At 63.1% G+C, this 18530-nt stretch carries 16 protein-coding genes and 1 tRNA gene; 7 read left to right on the plus strand and 10 right to left on the minus strand.

Translation table 11 applies throughout. The annotated features are described in order from the left end of the window. Nucleotides 1-24 precede the first annotated feature (24 nt). The 4 genes from AC4K8G_RS11285 to AC4K8G_RS11300 form a co-directional block, all read right to left on the minus strand. Nucleotides 25-234, minus strand: a complete 210-nt coding sequence (locus AC4K8G_RS11285; protein WP_491734242.1) for a cold-shock protein — start codon at nucleotides 232-234, stop codon at nucleotides 25-27. 2238 nt (nucleotides 235-2472) lie between these two features. Next, complete coding sequence (locus AC4K8G_RS11290; RefSeq protein WP_491734243.1) at nucleotides 2473-2958, minus strand: hypothetical protein; 486 nt, start codon at nucleotides 2956-2958, stop codon at nucleotides 2473-2475. Beyond that, nucleotides 2955-3419: a DUF3828 domain-containing protein gene (locus tag AC4K8G_RS11295; RefSeq protein ID WP_491734244.1), complete on the minus strand. Its 465-nt coding sequence runs from the start codon at nucleotides 3417-3419 to the stop codon at nucleotides 2955-2957. Before AC4K8G_RS11295 ends, AC4K8G_RS11290 begins: the two co-directional genes overlap by 4 nt. Then, nucleotides 3416-3820 (minus strand): EVE domain-containing protein, encoded by a 405-nt coding sequence (locus AC4K8G_RS11300; RefSeq protein ID WP_491734245.1) that lies wholly within the window; start codon nucleotides 3818-3820, stop codon nucleotides 3416-3418. The genes AC4K8G_RS11295 and AC4K8G_RS11300 overlap by 4 nt, the downstream gene beginning before the upstream one ends. Nucleotides 3821-4156: 336 nt before the next feature. On the opposite strand from AC4K8G_RS11300, the gene AC4K8G_RS11305 reads away from it, so the two are divergent. Beyond that, nucleotides 4157-4894, plus strand: a complete 738-nt coding sequence (locus AC4K8G_RS11305) for a cell wall hydrolase (protein WP_491734246.1) — start codon at nucleotides 4157-4159, stop codon at nucleotides 4892-4894. Nucleotides 4895-5094: 200 nt separating this feature from the next. Further along, nucleotides 5095-5598: a response regulator gene (locus AC4K8G_RS11310; RefSeq protein WP_491734247.1), complete on the plus strand. Its 504-nt coding sequence runs from the start codon at nucleotides 5095-5097 to the stop codon at nucleotides 5596-5598. 7 nt (nucleotides 5599-5605) lie between these two features. Here the strand turns inward: AC4K8G_RS11310 and AC4K8G_RS11315 are convergent, their stop codons facing one another. Beyond that, nucleotides 5606-6346, minus strand: a complete 741-nt coding sequence (locus tag AC4K8G_RS11315) for a glutathione S-transferase family protein (RefSeq protein WP_491734248.1) — start codon at nucleotides 6344-6346, stop codon at nucleotides 5606-5608. 88 nt (nucleotides 6347-6434) lie between these two features. On the opposite strand from AC4K8G_RS11315, the gene AC4K8G_RS11320 reads away from it, so the two are divergent. Further along, nucleotides 6435-7004, plus strand: coding sequence for a GIN domain-containing protein (locus tag AC4K8G_RS11320; protein WP_491734249.1), 570 nt, complete (start codon nucleotides 6435-6437; stop codon nucleotides 7002-7004). Here AC4K8G_RS11320 and AC4K8G_RS11325 read toward each other — a convergent pair. Continuing rightward, nucleotides 7001-8428 carry a glycoside hydrolase family 43 protein gene (locus AC4K8G_RS11325; RefSeq protein ID WP_491734250.1) on the minus strand — a complete coding sequence of 476 codons (1428 nt, stop codon included), beginning with the start codon at nucleotides 8426-8428 and terminating at the stop codon, nucleotides 7001-7003. The two genes, AC4K8G_RS11320 and AC4K8G_RS11325, sit on opposite strands and share 4 nt — an antisense overlap. Before the next feature lie 26 nt (nucleotides 8429-8454). Beyond that, nucleotides 8455-8528 (minus strand) — tRNA-Gln (locus tag AC4K8G_RS11330). A 152-nt stretch (nucleotides 8529-8680) separates the two neighbouring features. Here AC4K8G_RS11330 and AC4K8G_RS11335 point away from each other — a divergent pair. After that, a complete protein-coding gene (locus tag AC4K8G_RS11335; RefSeq protein ID WP_491734251.1) occupies nucleotides 8681-9739 on the plus strand; it encodes a Ppx/GppA phosphatase family protein in 1059 nt (352 codons plus the stop codon). Next, nucleotides 9727-10374: an RlmE family RNA methyltransferase gene (locus tag AC4K8G_RS11340; RefSeq protein ID WP_491734457.1), complete on the plus strand. Its 648-nt coding sequence runs from the start codon at nucleotides 9727-9729 to the stop codon at nucleotides 10372-10374. The genes AC4K8G_RS11335 and AC4K8G_RS11340 overlap by 13 nt, the downstream gene beginning before the upstream one ends. Here the strand turns inward: AC4K8G_RS11340 and AC4K8G_RS11345 are convergent. From AC4K8G_RS11345 to AC4K8G_RS11355, 3 genes are all read right to left on the minus strand, one after another. Continuing rightward, complete coding sequence (locus tag AC4K8G_RS11345; RefSeq protein ID WP_491734252.1) at nucleotides 10371-11087, minus strand: DsbA family protein; 717 nt, start codon at nucleotides 11085-11087, stop codon at nucleotides 10371-10373. The genes AC4K8G_RS11340 and AC4K8G_RS11345 overlap by 4 nt on opposite strands. After that, a complete protein-coding gene (locus AC4K8G_RS11350; RefSeq protein WP_491734253.1) occupies nucleotides 11084-12481 on the minus strand; it encodes a M48 family metalloprotease in 1398 nt (465 codons plus the stop codon). The genes AC4K8G_RS11345 and AC4K8G_RS11350 overlap by 4 nt, the downstream gene beginning before the upstream one ends. 73 nt (nucleotides 12482-12554) lie before the next feature. Further along, the gene (locus tag AC4K8G_RS11355) at nucleotides 12555-14993 is read right to left on the minus strand and encodes an Rne/Rng family ribonuclease (protein WP_491734254.1); all 2439 of its coding nucleotides are present in this window, start codon (nucleotides 14991-14993) and stop codon (nucleotides 12555-12557) included. A 365-nt stretch (nucleotides 14994-15358) separates the two neighbouring features. Between AC4K8G_RS11355 and AC4K8G_RS11360 the strand changes: the two genes are divergently transcribed. Further along, nucleotides 15359-17017, plus strand: a complete 1659-nt coding sequence (locus tag AC4K8G_RS11360; protein ID WP_491734255.1) for an MFS transporter — start codon at nucleotides 15359-15361, stop codon at nucleotides 17015-17017. Nucleotides 17018-17071: 54 nt separating this feature from the next. After that, on the plus strand, nucleotides 17072-18529 hold the full coding sequence (gene zwf, locus AC4K8G_RS11365; protein WP_491734256.1) for a glucose-6-phosphate dehydrogenase: 1458 nt from the start codon (nucleotides 17072-17074) through the stop codon (nucleotides 18527-18529). Nucleotide 18530 lies beyond the last annotated feature (1 nt).

Raw genomic sequence — 18530 nt, forward strand, 5'->3', positions numbered from 1 at the left:
GTTGGCCCCGCCCAGCTCGATCGATTAGGCAGTCTGCAGGTTCAGCGCGCGTGCCTGGTGCTGATCGTTGGCACCCAGCTCATAGCTGAGACGCTGTCCGACCGACGGGACCGGCGTGGTTCCCCACGAAATCGCGCCCTTGTCGAAGCGAACGACCTCGGTCGTGTTTTCCGGCGTGATTTCGCCGTAGCCCTTGGCGGAGTCGAATGACTTGATGATGCCAAATAGCTTCATGGTGAGTTCCTTTATGGGCACGCGCCGAAATTGACGGCGTGCCGGCTAGGAGACGTCAAAGATGGAAAAAGGAGCGACTTAGCGCCAAGGACCTTCGATACCGGCTGGTAGCAACAAAAGAGATACGCCGGGATGGCGACTTAAGCAATACGATTGGTAAAATATAAATTGTGGCTACTGAAGCAACTAAACTAGCTCACTATTTTCAAGCAAAAGGAAACGATATTTCAACTAATCCAATTTATAGTGAAGAGACAATCACTATATTTTGCATTAATGTTTATCGCTAACCTATCGGTACTTAACAAATAGGTCGGTCGGCGACTTGCGCCACCTCTTGGTAAGCGGAAGGCTCCGTTGGTAGGAGCGCGGTCAACCGCGCCCTTCTTCGCGCTCGAGCTGGGCAATAAGTTGGTCGAGACCTGCAATCCTAGCGCGAACTTTCCCGGCCCGATCCGGCACTTGGTCGCGCCGGCCGTCCGTTGTCAGAATAGCGTCTTCCTGAGGGAGCCGGCCAATCTCGTAGGTATCAAGTAAGTTTTGAAGCCGAGCGCGCTCGGTGAGCGCCTGTGTCTTGTTCATACTGTCTCCAAGCGAGCAACGATGGTGCGATGAGGTCGCCTAGGCGCCCTCGGGCACAATTCGAATGGCATCGATGGGACTGGCACTGGTGCGCATCAGATCCGTCGCGTCCCGTATAAGCGCCTCGAGCTGCGCAGGATCAAACCCCGGGTACCCCGGGCGCAACTCCAAGGGAGTTGCTACGCAAAGTACGATCCGCCGTTCGCCATCCCTGACCTCCCATTCGTGCCAGGACCGCAACGTACTTCGATCGTTGTCCGCGCTAGAGTCGCGGTTTGCACTTTGGCCCACTAAGCATCTCGCTCCTCGTTCCAAAGACGGTCCTGGCTCGCCTTGCCGCTCACCAGAGCGGAGTCGTTGGGCGGCGCCTCTCTCTTGTGACCACGCCATCTATCAGGTGCGGCTTGAACCTGCGCGCCATGCGGGCTGCCCCGTCCATCGAGTTGCAGACGAGCCGAACGCCGCCGCTCGTCAAATGCTCGATTGTGGAAATGCCTACGTTCTCCGCCAGGCAAGCGCTCACAACTTGCCCCTCGTCGAGAGCAACAAGAAGTACGCGGCTCATCGTTTTGCGGCCCGTTTGGCGGCTGCAATCGCATCGCCGGCATTGGTGTAGCGGTAACCCTTCCAGAGAAAAATTTCGGCGGGAACCCTTTGAATGCCGTGCCGCGCAAGCTCCTCCGCCATCGTGCGGGACGTTTCCGTTTCTCTCATATCAACGCTCCGCAACTTCGATCTGTCGCATGCTTGCGACCTAAATCGCCGTGAAGGTCTTGCTCTCGCTCGACGTCAAACAGTGCCTGGACGCGCTTAAGCCCTTCGTCGCTTGCGATCGCGAGGTGGAGCGGCTGAGCTTCAAGGCTAGCATGACGGGTGTTCAGGAAGGCAATTACGGGCCCAGTCGCGCCGAAGTGGCGCCATGTAGACTGGAGGACATCGCTCTGCCGTCGGGCCTCGTCAGGAGTGGGAGGCGCACCATTGCTTCGCTTCCGAAATTGCATGCTGCGTGGGCGCCGGGAGTTGGCCTTGGCGACCTCTGCTTCAGCACCGCTCATGTGACGAATCCCGGGCGCGCGGACCGGGCGCCGAGCGCCGCACGCACGCTACCGATCTGTTCGGCATACTCGCGAGCGAATTGCTCGTGAGCTCGTTGGTCTCGCCGTGACAGCGATTGGGTGACGTTTATTACGGAAAGCTGGTGCCGGTGCAGCAGACGATTGAGATCCATGTGATGGTGCTCCTGGCTTTGTAAGCGGGAGCGCATCAGTGTCTCTCTGCCGCTCGCGCCTACGGGCCCGTGCGAGCGATGCCTTCTATATAGGCAGCCAGTGTGATTTTACGAGTCACCAAGAAAATACCGCTAAGGCCTTCCACCCAAACTCGCGGGGCAGTTACTAGCCCACTGGATGAATGTCTGGTTTCCACCCAAAGCAGACATCCGCGATACCCCAGAAACACTTTCCTACACCCCCTCCTTTGTGGCTCATCCTCATCGATGCAGGGCGAGCCCTTCAGGCCAAACCTCGCGCGTAGGGGCGTCACTTTTGTAACCTTCCGGCCGGGTTGCTCGCGCGCACGCGCACGGGCGTGTACTTCGTGTACTTCGGAAGCGATTCAGGCAGGGACGTGCCCTAAACTTCCGGCCGGCGCTCGGGCCTACGCACATCCCTCCACGTACTGGATTGCCGCCGTCCCCGCGTGGATGACCTGCACCTGGCGCTTGCTGTTGGTCTCGAACCGCACGCCGCGTTTCTTCGGCACGGTCCAGTAGGTCAGGTACTCGGACGGCAGGTCTTCGTAATAATGGGGCTCGGCCTTGAGCGCCTTGCCATAGGCGCGGCGGACGGCGTCCGCGCTCGCGCCGACCGCGATCCCGCGCGGCGTCGTGACCTTGCTCGGCTCGACCAGCGAGACGCGCGCGAGCTTCTTGTCCTCGAACATGAAATAGACGTCGGGATAGCCGGCCGCGTCCATTTCGATGCAGCTGTCGGGATCGTCGAGCGCCTCGCCGCTGAGCTTGGCATGGAGCGCGTGCGACACCTGGTCTCGGCTCATCCCGATCTTCACCGGTCCCCATCCGTCGGGTGTCAGGTGCCAGCTCGCCCCGGCGAGCAGCAGCGCGGTGACCGATTGCGGGTTCATTGATGCTGTCTCGCGCGCTCTTTGCGGTTCGACTCTTCGAGGGCGCGGAGCAGGCTGCCCTGGCCGGGGGTCACGATGTCCGCGATCCGCCAGCCGGCGCGGGTTTGCACGAGCTCGAGCCGGAGGTTGCGCGGTTGATCGACGCCGAGCGACACGCGCAGCCTGGCGGTGGCTTTTCGGTTTGCGCGGGCGAGGCTGCGGATCTCCGCGCGGATCCGTTCGAAATCCTGGCAATCGCACAGAGGGTCGCCGTCGAGATAGCCGACCTCGCCATGCGCGAGCCGGCTGTCTTCGTTGATCGCCGTAAGCAGCGGCGGCGCGAAATAGCGGTCGGGATGGTCGAACGGGCTGAAGTCGCGGTTGGCATACCCGGCGTAGACATGCTGGATCCACGCGCGAGGTCCTATGGCGGGGCTCTCGTTGGGCGAGCTCGCCGCGAGCAGGAGCGTCAGCGCGATCATTTGCCGCTCCCCATTTTCAACACCAGGGCCCACTCATCGTCGCGGACGGGCGCGACCGACAGCCGCGACTGGCGGATCAGCTCCATCTTCGCGAGCTTGGGCTCGGCCTTGATCTCGGCGAGGGTCACCGGCCGCTCGAGTTTCCTCACCGGCTCGACCCGGACGCGGACCCATTGCGGCGCCTTGGGATCGGGCTCGGCCTCGCGGATGATGCGCATGATGCCGACCACCGCCTTGTCGGACATGCTGTGATAGAGGAACGCCTCGTCGCCGGGCTTCATCGCCCTCAAATTGATGCGCGCGGTCGGGTTGCGGACGCCGTCCCATTCGGTGGCGCCGTCGCGCACCAGATCGTCCCAGCCATAGGCTTCCGGTTCCGATTTCATCAGCCATTTGGCCATTTGCGCCGCGCTCCCTTTTTCGCGTTTCCGTTACACCGCCGACGGGCTGCCTCAAAGCGTCGGTGAGCCGAGCCGAAATCCTTAACAAATCGCCAGAAAACTGAATAAATTGAAAGAGTTCCTGATTCCATCCCGCGTCACAAACGGTTCACCGCTGAGTGGGTTGGCCGCGGTTAACCAATAACATATCTGGTTTTCAGCAAGTGAGAGCGAGTGAGCCAGAAGCGCTTTTGACGCCGGGCTCCAAGGGCAAGACGGGCATCCCCCGCTGGAATGATTGAAGCGCGCATTTTGCGCCTCCAGCGGGTCTGTCCGCCAGTATAAGGGCAACACATTTTGGTTAAGCTTCTCGGGGCCCGCGGCGCGTCCGCGGTGATGGGACTATTCATGCTTGCGATCGGCTCCAGCGCCTCGGCGCAGGCTGCGCCGACGCTGAGCATCGCGCAGGCCGTCAAGTCGCTCGACGTTGACGCCGCCGCGAAGCCGTTCGGCACGGTCGCCTCGACCCTGGCTCGTCCGGCCGTCGCCGCTACCACCGCTGTCGCCAACGCCGTCGGCACCGTCTTTCAGTCGCAGCCGGCGCAGTCGGTGACCGTGCGGCTTCCGCAATCGGTCGCGGCCGAAGCCGCCTGGCTCTACAAGAACGGCTGGCCGCTTTACGCGCTCGCCGACCGCTACGGCGCCGGTGCTTCGCTCGACCAGGAAACCAACTGCCTCGCGACCGCCGTCTATTTCGAAGCGCGCGGTGAAACCGTCGAAGGGCAGCTCGCTGTCGCCCGCGTCGTCATGAACCGCGCGGCCTCGGGCAAGTATCCGACCGACTGGTGCGGCGTGATGAAGCAGCCGTGGCAGTTCTCGTTCGTCAATCCGCGCACCGGTTCCTATCCGTCGATCGACATGAACTCGACCGCCTGGGCCCGCGCCGAAGGCATTGCCCGCCTCGCCGTCGCCAACGTCGTGCCGAGCGTCTCGACCGACGTCCTCTGGTATCACGCCGATTACGTGGCGCCGTCGTGGGGGCGCCGCCTCAGCATGGTGCAGAAGATCGGCCAGCACATTTTCTATCGCGCCTAATTCGCGCGCATCGATTGCCCAAGGCGCTCGGAGATCCCCGCTCCGGGCGCCTTTTTCTTTAACGTCAACGCCCTGCCGCAGCGCCGAGTCATCCTGGCGTAAACCTCGTTCAATGGGGATTCGCACCGGCGCCAATCCGCGCAACGATCCAAGTCACGGATTTTCCGGGGGGAATTTCCGTTGGGGTCGGAGGTGAGCGCGTGCTCAGGATTTTAATCGTCGAAGATGATTCCCAGCTCGCCGCCACGATAAAATATCTCGTCGAAGACAATCCCCGCTACCGCGTTGTCGCCATGGCCGCCGATGCCGAGGGCGCGATCGCCGCTGCGGAGGAGCATGACCCCGACCTCGTCCTGCTCGACCTTCACCTTGCCCGGCAGACGACCGGATTTTCGGTTGCGGTGCGATTGAACGACATGGGCGTGCCCTGCCTGTTTGTGAGCGGCAAGGCGCCGGCCTTCCCGATGCCGGACCTGGCGCTCGGATGCCTGATGAAGCCGTTCACCGCGGAGGACGTGCATCGCTCTTTGGCCATGGCGGAGGACCTCCTCAGGGGCCGCGAGGCCGTTCGGCCCAAGATGCCGGAAAATCTGACGCTGTACGAGCCGCAGGAAGAGGGCGCTGCTGGCGAGCCCGGCTACATTCCCTCAAAGCCGTCGCTGCGGACGCGGATCGAGCATTGGATCTCGGGACAGCATCACTAGCTGCGCGCTAGAGCGGCATCTTTCCGCGGCGCGGCTCGCGCACGCCCATCGTCTCGCTGCACAGTGGTGCGCCCGCGTCGAGGAGTGCCTGGCGGCGACTCCTGATCTCGGCGTTTCGCTGGACGTCTTCATATTTCAGCAGGGATGCGATCGCGGGGTGAGCGAGTGTGCGTTTGACGAACCCTGACGTGCGCGGCCAGCGCGCTGGCTCGCATTCGAAGCCGGCATAGGCCCCGTTCTGGAAAAAGCTCGCGACCGCGATGTCGGCCGCTCCGATCTCGCCGAACAAGAACCCCTCTGCCGGTAGCTGACTCTCGAGATAATCGAGCGCCGCAGGGATGTCCTCGCTCAATGATTTTTCGATCCGCGCTTCGTCGCTCGGTTCGTTCCACACCAAAGGCCGCACGACCTTTTGATAGAAGAAGTTCCAGATGAAGACGTCGCCGAGGCGCGTGTCGGCGAATTCCTCAAGCCAGCGCGCTTTGGCCCGCTCCTTCGGATCTGCAGGAAACAGCGGATGCCCCGGATAGGCTTCATCGAGATAGGCGCAGATGACCGACGAATCGCTGATCGTGAAATCGCCGTCGACCAGCAGTGGAATGCGCCGCAACGGACTCAGCCGTTCGAACTCGTCGTTGCCGTAGAACGGCGTGATCGGGTCGACCTCATAAGCGAGGCCTTTGAGGTTCAGGCACGCCAGCACTTTGCGGACGTAGGGGCTGACGAAGCTTCCGACGATGCTGATCACGGGGCAGATCCTAGCGCGTCAAAATAGAACTTGCACACGCTGCATTTGTAGCGCTACATATGTAGCGACACTTCCAGGAGTCGAACGCATGCGTGCTCTACTGCCTTTCATCGTCGCTACCTTGATCCTGCCGGTCTCATCGCACCTGCGGGCTGCCGAAAATGTGGCGGTGCCGGCGTTTAAATCGGTTGAACTTCGCGGGGGTGGCAATGTCGTGGTGGTCCCGGGCCAGACGCAGCGCGTGACCATCGTCGAGGGAAGCTCGCAGGTCACGCGCTTCCGCATGAAAGAGGGCGGCAGGCTTCAGATCGACATTTGCGATCGGCAGTGCCCGCGCAACTACAGTCTTCAGGTGCGGATCGAGAGCCCACGCGTGCCTGACTTGGCGATCTCCGGGGGCGGCGGCATCAATGTGAGCGGCGGTTTCAGCCCGCAGTCGCACATCGCCGTGGCGATCGATGGCGGCGGCAAGATCGATGCGCGCGCCGTCGAAGTGCGAGACGTTACAGCAGCGGTGGACGGCGGTGGGCGCATCAATGTCCGCGCCGGTTCGGTCCTAACGGCCGCGGTGGATGGCGGCGGCGCCATCCGCTATTCGGGCAACCCGCGGGTCACCAGCGCGATTGATGGCGGCGGGTCGGTCACTCGCGAGAATTAAGCCGCGAGCTCCTTGATCTCGACTCGACCGGCATCGAACTGAAGCCCAACGGTAAGCAGCGCGCGAAACGCATTGTAGCCGCCGGTGCCGGGATGGAAGGCATGGAAGAATAGTTGGGGCCGGCCATCGAGGCCAGGGGCTACCGAAGCGTGGCCGGGTGCGGTCCATTCCTGAGTCGATCGAAGGAGCGGTTCGCCCTGCTTCCTGTATGGGCCCAGCGGATGGTCGGCGACCGCAACTCCGATCCCATAGGACGGGGTCGAAAAGTCATTGCCGGCGTAGAACAGCCAGTATCGGCCATCCTGGCGCGTGACGAACGGGCCTTCGATCAAATGGCCTTCCCAGTCGAGATCGTTGGTCAGCACGATCCGGTCGTCACCCACTAGCGAACGGCCGTCTTCGGCAAGGCGCTGGCCGCGGACAGGCGTCGACATGGCTTCAAGGATCGCTTCGGCAAGGCCGAATTCGCCAAGCGCTGCCCGCACGCGCGTCCAGTTCGCCAACGCCGCCTCGATGAACGGGTGCATGAGGAAGAAGCGGACCATTGGCCGCTGGCGATTGGCCCAGGGCACGATCGCCGCGGCGAAAGCAGCGGTGCGCCGGTCCGTATCGGCCTCGAACAAAGTGTCGATCAGGTCGGGGTGGCGTCTCGTGAGCATCGCCAAAGGCCGCGGCCAGATGCTATTCCGGTCGTCCTTCCAGAACAGATATTTGTCGCCGTTCTTATCGATGAAGATGTGGCTGTCGATCACGCCACCGCTCATTTGCGGTTGGCTTTCGTCGAAGCCGAGCCCGGTCGTGTCGACCGGGTTGCCGGTGATCAAAGGTTGGCCGTTGTCTTCCCACGGTCCAAGCGGCGAACTACTGCGAGCGAGGCCGATTGCGAGCGCGTTCGATTTCTGCCGCGCAGTGAAGGCCAGCCAATATTCGCCGCCGATCCTGGCCATCTCCGGAGCCCAGAAGTCGGCCACAGTCTTGCCTTTTGCAGCCCAAAAAGGTTCATAATCATTGGCGAATACAAACCCTTTTGGTTCCCAATGCAGTAAATCAGTCGAGTGGAGGATAGGAAAGGCGTCAGGCGCGTCATTGGACGTCGCGACCAGCCAATAGTCATCACCATCCTTCAGGACCGCCGGGTCGCCGTAGCCGACCAAAATCTTCGGATGGATGTTCTCGGTAAGCAGCGGCCGCCATCGAATTGACGGCTCGGGATGTTCCGCTTGCTCAGCGAAGACATGCGGGATCCGCGTCCCAAAGTCCTCCGACAACTGCCTGTAGAACTTCGAAAACGCCTGCTGGGTGCCGGCTTCGATGAAATAGGATCGCGCCTGGCCAGCTTCGCGCACGTGGATGCGAAAGCCTTCGCCTTCCTCGCAAGCGTCGACCGCAAAGGGAAAGGTGGCGGTGTGAGCGGCCTCGTTCATGGCGACACAATGCGCCTGGCCGAGGATGGATGCCCCGCGTGGATTCGAACCACGATTGACGGAGTCAGAGTCCGTAGTCTTACCATTAGACGACGGGGCAGCTTGGGAAGCGGCGGGATAGAAAGGGCCTGATGGGCTGTCAACGCCGAGCTGCTTAAGGCTCCGGACTTGCCTAAACGCAGTAATTTGTGATTAAAACCGACCCAAGTCAGCCGTCTATTTCGGCGGTGCAGGACAGAACGAGCGTGTGTCATGGCGCAAGGAGTCGCCAGTGCGCCTGCCTTGCAGCAGAATTATGCTGAGCAGGGCGGGCCGTCGGAACCAAGGCCTTCGCCGCGGCGAGAGGTCTACCGCCACACCTATGGAGCGATCGACCTCGGCACCAACAACTGCCGCCTCCTGGTCGCGCGCCCTACCGAGGGCGGCTTCACGGTCATCGACGCTTTCTCGCGGATTGTGCGCCTTGGCGAGGGGCTGTCCCGCACCGGCGCCTTGTCGCAGGACGCAATGGACCGCGCAGTAGGCGCTTTGTCCGTCTGCGCTGACAAATTGAGGCGCCGCAACGTTTCGCTATCGCGGTCGGTAGCGACCGAAGCCTGCCGGCGCGCAGCCAACGGCGAAGAGTTTGCCGAGCGGGTTCGCAATGAGACCGGGATCGCGCTCGACATCATCGAGCCGCAGGAAGAAGCCCGCCTTGCCGTGCTCGGTTGCCACAAGCTTCTCGAGCCGGGTGACGGGCCGGCATTGATCTTCGATATCGGTGGCGGCTCGACCGAGCTCGTGCTGATCGACCAGGATGATGGCGTGCCGAAGATCCGGGCGTGGTGGAGCGCGCCCTGGGGCGTCGTATCGCTGACGGAGAGTGAGGGGCGCGAAGCCCTGGAAGGCGAAGACCGGGTCAAGGCGTACAAGCGCATGCGCCAACGCGCGCGGAGTTCGTTTGCCAACTTCGCGACCATGCTGCCCGAAAACCGCGAGGGGATCCGATTGCTAGGCACCAGCGGCACCGTGACGACCCTCGCCAGCGTGCATCTCGCCTTGCCGTCCTACGACCGTCGCGCGGTGGACGGCCTCCATGTTCCCATCGACGCCATGACCAAGATCAGCACCATGATCGCCGGAATGGACTACGAAGAGCGGTCCAACCTCCCTTGCATTGGCAGCGAGCGCGCCGACCTGGTCGTCGCCGGCTGCGCGATCCTGGAAGCGATCATCGAAATTTGGCCGGCCAAGAACCTCGGCGTCGCCGACAGGGGCATCCGCGAGGGCATTCTCCGTTCCTTGATGGCGCGAGACGGCTGGCAATTGTGAAGCGGGTCAAGACGGCCAAGGGCCGCAAGATCTCGTCGACGCGCTGGCTCGAACGGCAACTCAACGATCCCTATGTGAAGCGCGCGAAGGCCGAGAACTATCGCAGTCGTGCGGCCTATAAGCTGACCGAGCTCGACGAGCGGTTCGGCTTTCTCAAGGGCGTCAAATCGGTCGTTGACCTGGGCATCGCGCCCGGCGGGTGGAGCCAGGTCGTGCGGCGCAAGCTGCCCCAGTCGGCGGTTGTCGGTATCGACTTGCTGCCGACCGACCCGATCGACGGCGTCGCGATCCTGCAAATGGATTTCATGGCTGACGATGCACCCGACCGCTTGAAGGAGGCGCTCGGCGGGCCCGCGGACCTCGTGCTGTCGGACATGGCCGCCAACACGGTTGGGCATCAGCAGACCGATCATCTGCGCACCATGGCGCTGGTCGAGGCCGGGCTTGAGTTCGCGCGGGAGGTACTTCGCCCGGGCGGCGCTTATGTCGCCAAGGTGCTGGCGGGCGGTGCCGACAATCAGCTGGTGGCCGAGCTCAAGCGCAGCTTCTCAACCGTGAAACACGCCAAGCCGCCGGCGAGCCGGAAGGATTCGAGCGAGTGGTACGTCGTCGCCCAAGGGTTCAAGGGCGGCTAACTAGCCTTCCTGCGCGCGGCCTCGATCGCTTGCTTCAGGGCATCGTAACCGACCGCGCCGTTCATCACACGATCGCCGATGACGAACAGCGGTGTCCCGGTCGCGCCGAGTTGCTCCGCGAGGTGGAAATTCTTCTTGAGCTCGGCCTCGATCTGCGGATCGCTCTTCGGCCCAGCCTCGATCCCGGCAATCCTCGCTGCGGCCGCATTGGTATCTGCCGCAGGGCGTCCGGCAGCCCACAAGCTGTCGTGGAACTGGCTGAAGCGGCCTAGTTTCGATGCCGTGAGTGAAAGGCGCGCCGCCGCGACACTGTCCGGCCCCAAGATGGGAAGCTCGCGATAGACGACGCGAAGGCCCTTATCCTCCTGCAGCAGGCGATCCACATAGGGGTTGCTCGCCTTGCAATAGGGGCAGGCGTAATCGAAGAACTCGACCAAGGTGACTTCGGGCTTCGCAGCGCCCTTCCAGGAGCTTCCAAACGGCGTTTCGATCGCCGCCCGGTTGGCGTCGAGCACCGGCTCATATTGAGCATCGCGCAATGCATCGACCGCGTCGGACAGGATTTTCGGGTCTGACAGGAGGCCTTGCCGGACAATGCGGCTGCTAACGATGCCCGGGCCCGCATAGGCCAGCACGCCGACGGTCAGCACCGATCCGATGATTCCCCCCGCGAACGCCGCCGTCCAGGACGACGACCCGTTATTAGTGCTCACTGATTTGTCTCGTCCCTGTATTTTTTGTCTTTTTTGGCGAGTTCGGCGCGCGACACCATGGCGATGTCCTGCGCGCGAAGATAGTCCGGCGTTCCCGGAGGGATGCCGCGCATCGCCATCTGCGCGCTTGCATAGGCAAGCTTGGGATTGCCCTCGAGGTTGCTGCGCTCAGCGGTTGCGAGCGAAGCCCGGCCGGTGTCGCCTTCGCGGTCGTAAATCACGCCGAGCTGATACCAGGCGAACGGATCCTCGTTGTCGCGGCCAACGGCGGCCTTCAGAACCTGCTTGGCTTCGGGGAAATTCTTCGGGTCTTCGGTGGCCACCAGGGCGTGGCCGAGCATCGCTGCGATCAGGGGCATGTCGCCCGACCGCTGGGTCGCCTCTCTAAGCGGCGCAATCGCGTCCTTGGGCTTGCCGCCTTCGAGCAGGATTTGGCCCTTCAGCTCAAGGAAGAAGGGATCGTGGGGTTCGGCCGCGAGGAGCGCATTTGCTTCGGCCTGCGCTTTCTCCGGGTATCCGCCAAGGTGATAGGCGTAAGCGCGCGCATAATGGCCCGGAATGCTCTGGTCGCTCTCCGGATATTTGATCACGGCCTGGCTTGGGTTCGCGAAGCCGTAGAGCTTCGCCTTGACCCGCTCAAACCGGGCCTCGAGCGCCGGGTCGATCGGCTTGTTGTAGGCGGGATCCGCCTTGAAGCTTTGCTCGAGCGCCTGGATGCGCTCGTTCGAAAGCGGGTGGGTCCGGTCATAGCTGTCCTTGGCATAGACCGCGAGCCGATACTCCTGGTTTTGCAGCTTGCCGAAGAAGTCGAGCAGGCCCTTGCCGCTGATGCCGGCACCGTGAAGATATTTCACCGCGGCCTGGTCGGCGGAGGCCTCCTGCGTCCTCGTGAACGCGAGGAACTTGGTCATGGCGACCTGCTGGCCGGCCATCATGATGCCCATCGCCGCGTCGCCGGCGCCTGCGGCGATGGCGAGCGCGCCAAGCACCATGGTCGCAATCGAAATGCCGGTGGCTTCGCTTGCGCCCTGCTGAAGTCGGATGGAGTGGCCGCCTGCGACGTGGCCGAGTTCGTGCGCGATCACGCCCTGGAGCTGGTTCACATTATCTGCCGCGAGCAGCAGCCCCGTCTGGACGTAGACCGTCTGCCCGGTGGCGACGAAGGCGTTGATCTCTGGATCGTTCAGCAGCGCGATGTTGACGCTGTTGGGATCGAGCCCGGCGGCATCGATCAACGGCCGGCTGATGTCTTTAAAGAGGAGCTCGGTTTCGGTGTCACGGAGGATCGAGGGCCCGCCGCCGCTGTCCTGCGCCGCCGCCGGCTGCAAGGCCGTGGTCACGAGCATCAGCGCCAGCATTAACAGGCGCGCGAAACGGGCGACCGGCGAATTCATCGCCGGTCGCTTACCATCTTGACCGCTGAATGAGCGATTAAAAAGCGGGCCCGATGCCTTTCGGGCGTGCGATTTAACCGAAGGTGCGCTGCCACCAGCCGCTGCGCCGTGGGCCTTCCTCTTCCGATTCGGCCGCGGTGTCGTTGTTGGCGGCCGGCGGAGCGGTAGGCTCATCCGCCTTAGCGGCGGGCTTGGCCTTCGCTTTGCTGGCCCGCTTGCGCGGCGCTTTAGCGGGCGCAGCCGCGTCCTCGGCCGTTTCGGCAGGCGGAGTTTCGGCTGCGACCGGTTCTGGCGCCGCGACATCTGCTTCGGCGTCCGCCTTCTTCGAACGGCGACGCTTGGGCTTGGCCTCCTCCGCAGGCTTGGTCTCGGCGATCGGCGGTTCCCCATCCGTCGGCGTTTCGACCATCGGTGAGCTATCCGGCTCGACCGCAGGCTCTTCGGTCACCGCTGCGGCAGGCTTGCGCCCGCGACGCCGGCGCCGGCCCTTGTCCTGAGCGGGCTCCTCTGCCTCGGCTTCAGCTTCCGCAGGTTCAGTTTGCTCGGTGTCAGCGGCGGGCTGTTCATCATGCGAAGCGTCGCCTTCTACTCCTTCGCGGCGACCCCGGCCGCGCCCGCCACGACGGCGGCGCCGGCGCCGGCGACCCTGGCGGTCGCCGTCATGATGACGCTCTTCTGCTGCTTCTTCGTCCTCGCCTTCCAGGCTTATCTCAACGACGTCCTCGTCCTCGTCGTCAGCGATATCCTCGTCAGCGATATCCTCGTCAGCGTCGTCGACGATGGCCGGTGCCTGCGTCCGAGGTGCCGGCGTCGGCCGTGTTCCGGAGCTGTCCACGGTCATCCGCGCGCCCTCGAATGTCTCGTCGATCACAACCTCGATCGACACCCCGTAGCGGTGCTCGATATCCGCGAGTTCGGCCCGCTTCTTGTTGAGCACATAGACGGCTGCTTCGCGGCCGGCACGGAGCGTGATGCGGTCGCCGCGGCCGCGGGTCGCTTCATCCTCGATGATCCGGAGGGCGCTGAGTCCCGCGGAAGCAGCCGTGCGCATGAGGCCGGTGCCTTCGCAGTGGGGGCAGGGCTTGGTCGACGCTTCGAGGACGCCGGTGCGCAGGCGCTGGCGGCTCATTTCCATCAGGCCGAAGCTCGAGATGCGGCCGACCTGGATGCGGGCGCGGTCGCTCTTCAGCGCCTCCTTCATCGCCTTCTCGACTTTGCGGACATGGCTGTTCTGTTCCATGTCGATGAAGTCGATGACGATGAGGCCGGCCATGTCGCGCAGGCGAAGCTGGCGGGCGATTTCGGCGGCTGCTTCGATGTTGGTGCTGAACGCGGTTTGCTCGATATTATGCTCGCGCGTCGAACGGCCCGAGTTGATGTCGATGGAAACCAGAGCTTCGGTCGGGTTGATGACGAGATAGCCGCCGGACTTCAGCTGAACGATCGGCTGGTACATCGCGGATAACTGGTCCTCGACGCCGTAGCGCTGGAACAGAGGTGTGGTGTCGGTGTGCTGGGTGACCCGCCGGACATGGCTCGGCATCAGCAGCTTCATGAAGCCGCGAGCGGCCTTATAGCCCTCTTCGCCTTCGACCATCACCTCGTCGATATCGCGGTGATAAAGGTCGCGGATCGCGCGTTTGATGAGGTCGCTGTCGCGATAGATCAGAGCAGGCGCGGTGCTGCCGAGCGTTCGCTCGCGGATTTCGTCCCACAGGCGGGCGAGATAATCGAAATCGCGCTTGATCTCGACCTTGGTGCGGGACAGGCCCGCGGTGCGCACGATCAGCCCCATGGTCTTGGGCAGATTGAGGTCGCTCATGATCGATTTCAGGCGCTTGCGATCAGCCCCGTTCGAGATCTTGCGCGAAATACCGCCGCCATGGCTGGTGTTCGGCATCAGCACGCAATAGCGGCCGGCGAGGCTCAAATAAGTCGTGAGCGCCGCGCCCTTGTTGCCGCGCTCTTCCTTGACGACCTGAACCAGCAACACCTGGCGGCGTTGGATGACGTCCTGGATTTTGTAGCGGCGGCGCAAATTCTGGCGCTTGCGGCGAAGCTCGTCGGCGGCCGATTCATCGACCGGCGAACGGTTGGACCCGGTGCCGGCCTCAGTCGCGGTGGCTTCGGCGACCTCATCGCCTTCCTCACGAGCTTCACCGTCGCCGTGGTCGTCGTCCTCGGCTTCGAATTCGGCCGAACGCAGCCGCTCTTCTTCGGCCGCGTGCTCGGCCTCTTCGCGAAGCAGGGCTTCGCGGTCAGCCTTGGGGATCTGGTAATAATCGGGGTGGATTTCGCTGAAGGCGAGGAAGCCGTGGCGATTGCCGCCGTAATCGACGAACGCCGCCTGAAGCGACGGTTCGACCCTGGTAACCTTGGCTAGATAGATATTCCCTTTGAGCTGCTTGTGCTCAGCGGATTCGAAGTCAAATTCCTCGATCCGGTTTCCCTTGGCGACGGCAACCCGGGTCTCCTCGGGATGGCGCGCGTCGATCAGCATGCGCATGGACATTGAATATTCTCCGGGCGCGCCGGGCCGGCCCTTCGGGACCGTGGCGCGCGAGCATTGGGGCCTTGCCCGCGGCGAAATGACCGTCGGCAATGGCTTGATGTGACAATTGTGCCTCTGCTCGATGCGCCATTCCGCAGTTATTCGCGGAAAACGCGCCCGCCGCCTCTTTCAAGGGCGGACAAAGGGCGTTCTGTGGCATCATTCGAGCGTCAACCTCGTGGATGGCCGCGAACCTCGCACTGGGTCGGGCCGGTTTCTTCGGCTGGTGCCGAAGATCGCATTGGCGGTTAGCACCGCCGAGTCTGCGCCGCAACCGTTGCTGCGTGCGAAATAATCCCCGCTCGCCGCGATAAATTGGAGCTTGCGTGACAGTCGCTGCACCGATGCTATGTGGCGTCGATGAGAATGTTCACAATGCATCAGTGGAACGCAGCCTAATGCTGAGCGCGAGCACGTTCTCCGATCGCCGCGGGCTGTGGGCCTTCATCATCGGCGTAATCGCCGTCACCGCGGGCGTCCTGCTTCACCTGCCAATGTTCTGGATGGGGCGGATGACACATTTCCAGCTCTACGGCATGCCCATGGGCAACGACATGATACTGGGCATGGCCGCGATCGTGCTCGGGGTAGCGGTGGCGGCCTACGGGCTGCTGCCGAGGAACATCTCGCGGCAGCTCGCGGTGAGCCAGGACCTCGTCGTCACGCCGCCCGAGGATGCGCCACTATCGTCCGCGCACTGGACCCTGATGGCGGTGCTCGTCATCGCCCTGATAATCGACATCATGAAACCCGCCAGCCTCGGCTTCACCATTCCGGGCATGGTCAGTGAATATGGCGTGCCGAAAGCGACGGCGTCGCTGGTGCCCTTCTTCGCCCTGAGCGGAACTGTGGTCGGATCAATCCTCTGGGGCGTGCTTGCCGACATTTACGGCCGCAAGGCCTCGATTCTGCTCTCCGCGGTGATGTTTGTCGGCACATCCATCTGCGGGGCAATGCCGTCGCTGGCCTGGAACATCGGCATGTGCTTCATGATGGGCGCAGCCGCGGGCGGCATGCTCCCCGTTACTTATGCGCTGCTCGCCGAGATGATGCCTAGCAAGCACCGGGGCTGGGCGCTGGTTCTCGTTGGAGGATTGGGTGCGGTCGGGGGCTATTTCGCCGCGAGCGGCTTTTCCGCCCTGCTCCAGCCCATGTTCGGCTGGCGCATCCTGTGGCTTCTTAACCTACCGACCGGTCTGTCGCTGGTGTTGCTCGGCGCCTTCATCCCCGAATCTGCTAAGTTTCTGCTCGCGCGCGGACGCCGCGAGGAAGCGCGCAAGGTGATGGAGCGGTTCGGTTCGAAGGCTCGGCAAACGAAGCCCGCCGAAGCCGCGGCGCTTGCCAGTGGGGCCTCGACGGCGCTGACCGGCCGCGCCTTTTTTGGCAAGCTGTTCGCACTGAGCCTCGCGGCAATCTGTTACGGCCTGATCAATTTCGGCCTGTTGCTATGGCTTCCGGCGGACATGGTGGCGCGGGGCTACAGCATGGAATTGTCGAGCAGGTTGCTCGCGGAATCCGCTCTCATCGCTTTCCCCACAGTTTTCGTAGTGGCCTATTTGTACAGCGGTTGGAGCACGAAATGGTCGGTGGTCGGCTCGCTTGTCGTGAGCTTGCTGGGTCTTGGCGGCGTCTTGTGGATCGAGTTCGCGGGGACGGGTAGTCCGGTTCTTCCGGTCGCGCTTCTGATTGTCGGCACCAATGCGTTGATCGCGATGCTGCTGCCCTATGCCGCCGAGAGCTTCCCCCTGCGCATTCGGGGCCGGACAACGGGCACGGTCGCTGCCTGCACCAAGGCGGGCGGGATGGTCGCGCAATTCCTGGCCATTCTCGCGCTCGTGCCACCGCTCGCACTCGTTGCACTGGTCATCATGGTGCCGACCATCGCCGCGCTCCTGCTCGTAAGCTGGTTCGGGAAGGAAACTCGCGGGCGCGACCTGCGCGATCTTGATCCCGATGGCCGCACCTTTGCGGCTACCGGCATTTAGCGTGAGCCAGCATTCCACCTTTGCGCCGGCGGCGCGCTCTTTATAGCAGGCGCGATGATCGAAAAGGCATCCACCCTTCTGATGTTCGGGGCGACGGGTGACCTCGCCCGACGGATGCTGTTACCGTCGCTCTACGGCCTCGATTCCGACGGGCTCCTTCCCGACGATCTGCGGATCGTCGGTACGGCCCGAACCGAGCTCGACGACCAGGCGTTTCGCGAGCGCGCGGACGCTGCGCTCCAGGAGCATCTGCCGGCAGGGTTCTACCAAGCCGGAGTGGCCGACCGCTTCCTCAGCCGGCTTCATTATGTGCCGCTCGACATCAACGATCCGGCTGGCTTCGAGCTGCTCGCGCAGGCGATCGGCGATCCATGCCACGGCGTTGCGATCTTCCTGTCGACTGCTCCATCGCTGTTCAAGCCGACGATTGATGGGCTGGCGCTGGCTGGGCTCGCTTGTCCGACCGTGCGCATGGCGCTCGAAAAGCCGCTAGGCAGCGACCTCGAATCGAGCCGTGAGATCAATGACGCGGTGGCGTCGGCGTTCCCCGAGGACCGGACATTCCGGATCGACCATTATCTCGGCAAGGAGACGGTCCAGAACCTGCTGGCACTGAGGTTCGCCAACGTGATGTTCGAGCCGTTGTGGAACAGCGCGCACATCGATCATGTCCAGATTACCGTGGCGGAGACGATCGGACTTGAGGGCCGCGGCGATTATTACGACCAATCCGGCGCGCTGCGTGACATGGTCCAGAACCACATGCTCCAGCTTCTGGCGCTGGTCGCAATGGAGCCGCCGAGCGATTTCAACGCCGCCGCGGTGCGAGACGAAAAGGTCAAAGTGCTGCGCGCGCTTCGCCCGATCACTGCTTCCGAGGTCGAAGCCCTCACGGTGACGGGGCAATATGCTCGCGGAGCGATCGATGGTGAGCCCGTGCCCGGCTATGATGAGGAAATCGGCCGCGACAGCCAGACCGAGACATTCGTCGCCCTAAAAGCCCACATCGACAATTGGCGGTGGAAGGGCGTCCCTTTCTACCTTCGCACCGGCAAGCGGATGCCGCAGCGCGACACCGAGATCTTCATCCAGTTTCGTGACGTGCCCTACTCGATCTTCGCGTCGCGCGGAGCGACCACCAAGCCCAACAAGCTCATCATCGGCGTGCAGCCCGAAGAGACGGTCAGCCTTCACCTGATGTCCAAAACGCCGGGGCTCGACCGCCAGGGCGTACGGCTGCGCGAGATTCCGCTCGATATCGGTCTGGCCAATGCCTTCAGCGAGTATCGCCGGCGCATCGCTTACGAGCGGCTGCTGCTCGACCTGATCGAAGGCGATCCGACCTTGTTCGTCCGTCGCGATGAGGTCGAGGCGCAATGGACTTGGATCGATCGCATCCGCAACGCCTGGGCGGAGAAAGGTCTGACGCCGAGGCCTTATTCGGCCGGGACCTGGGGACCCTCGGCATCGATCGCGCTGACCGAGCGCGACGGCATCAGCTGGCACGAGTGAA

Source organism: Sphingomonas sp. SP3 (assembly GCF_058514305.1).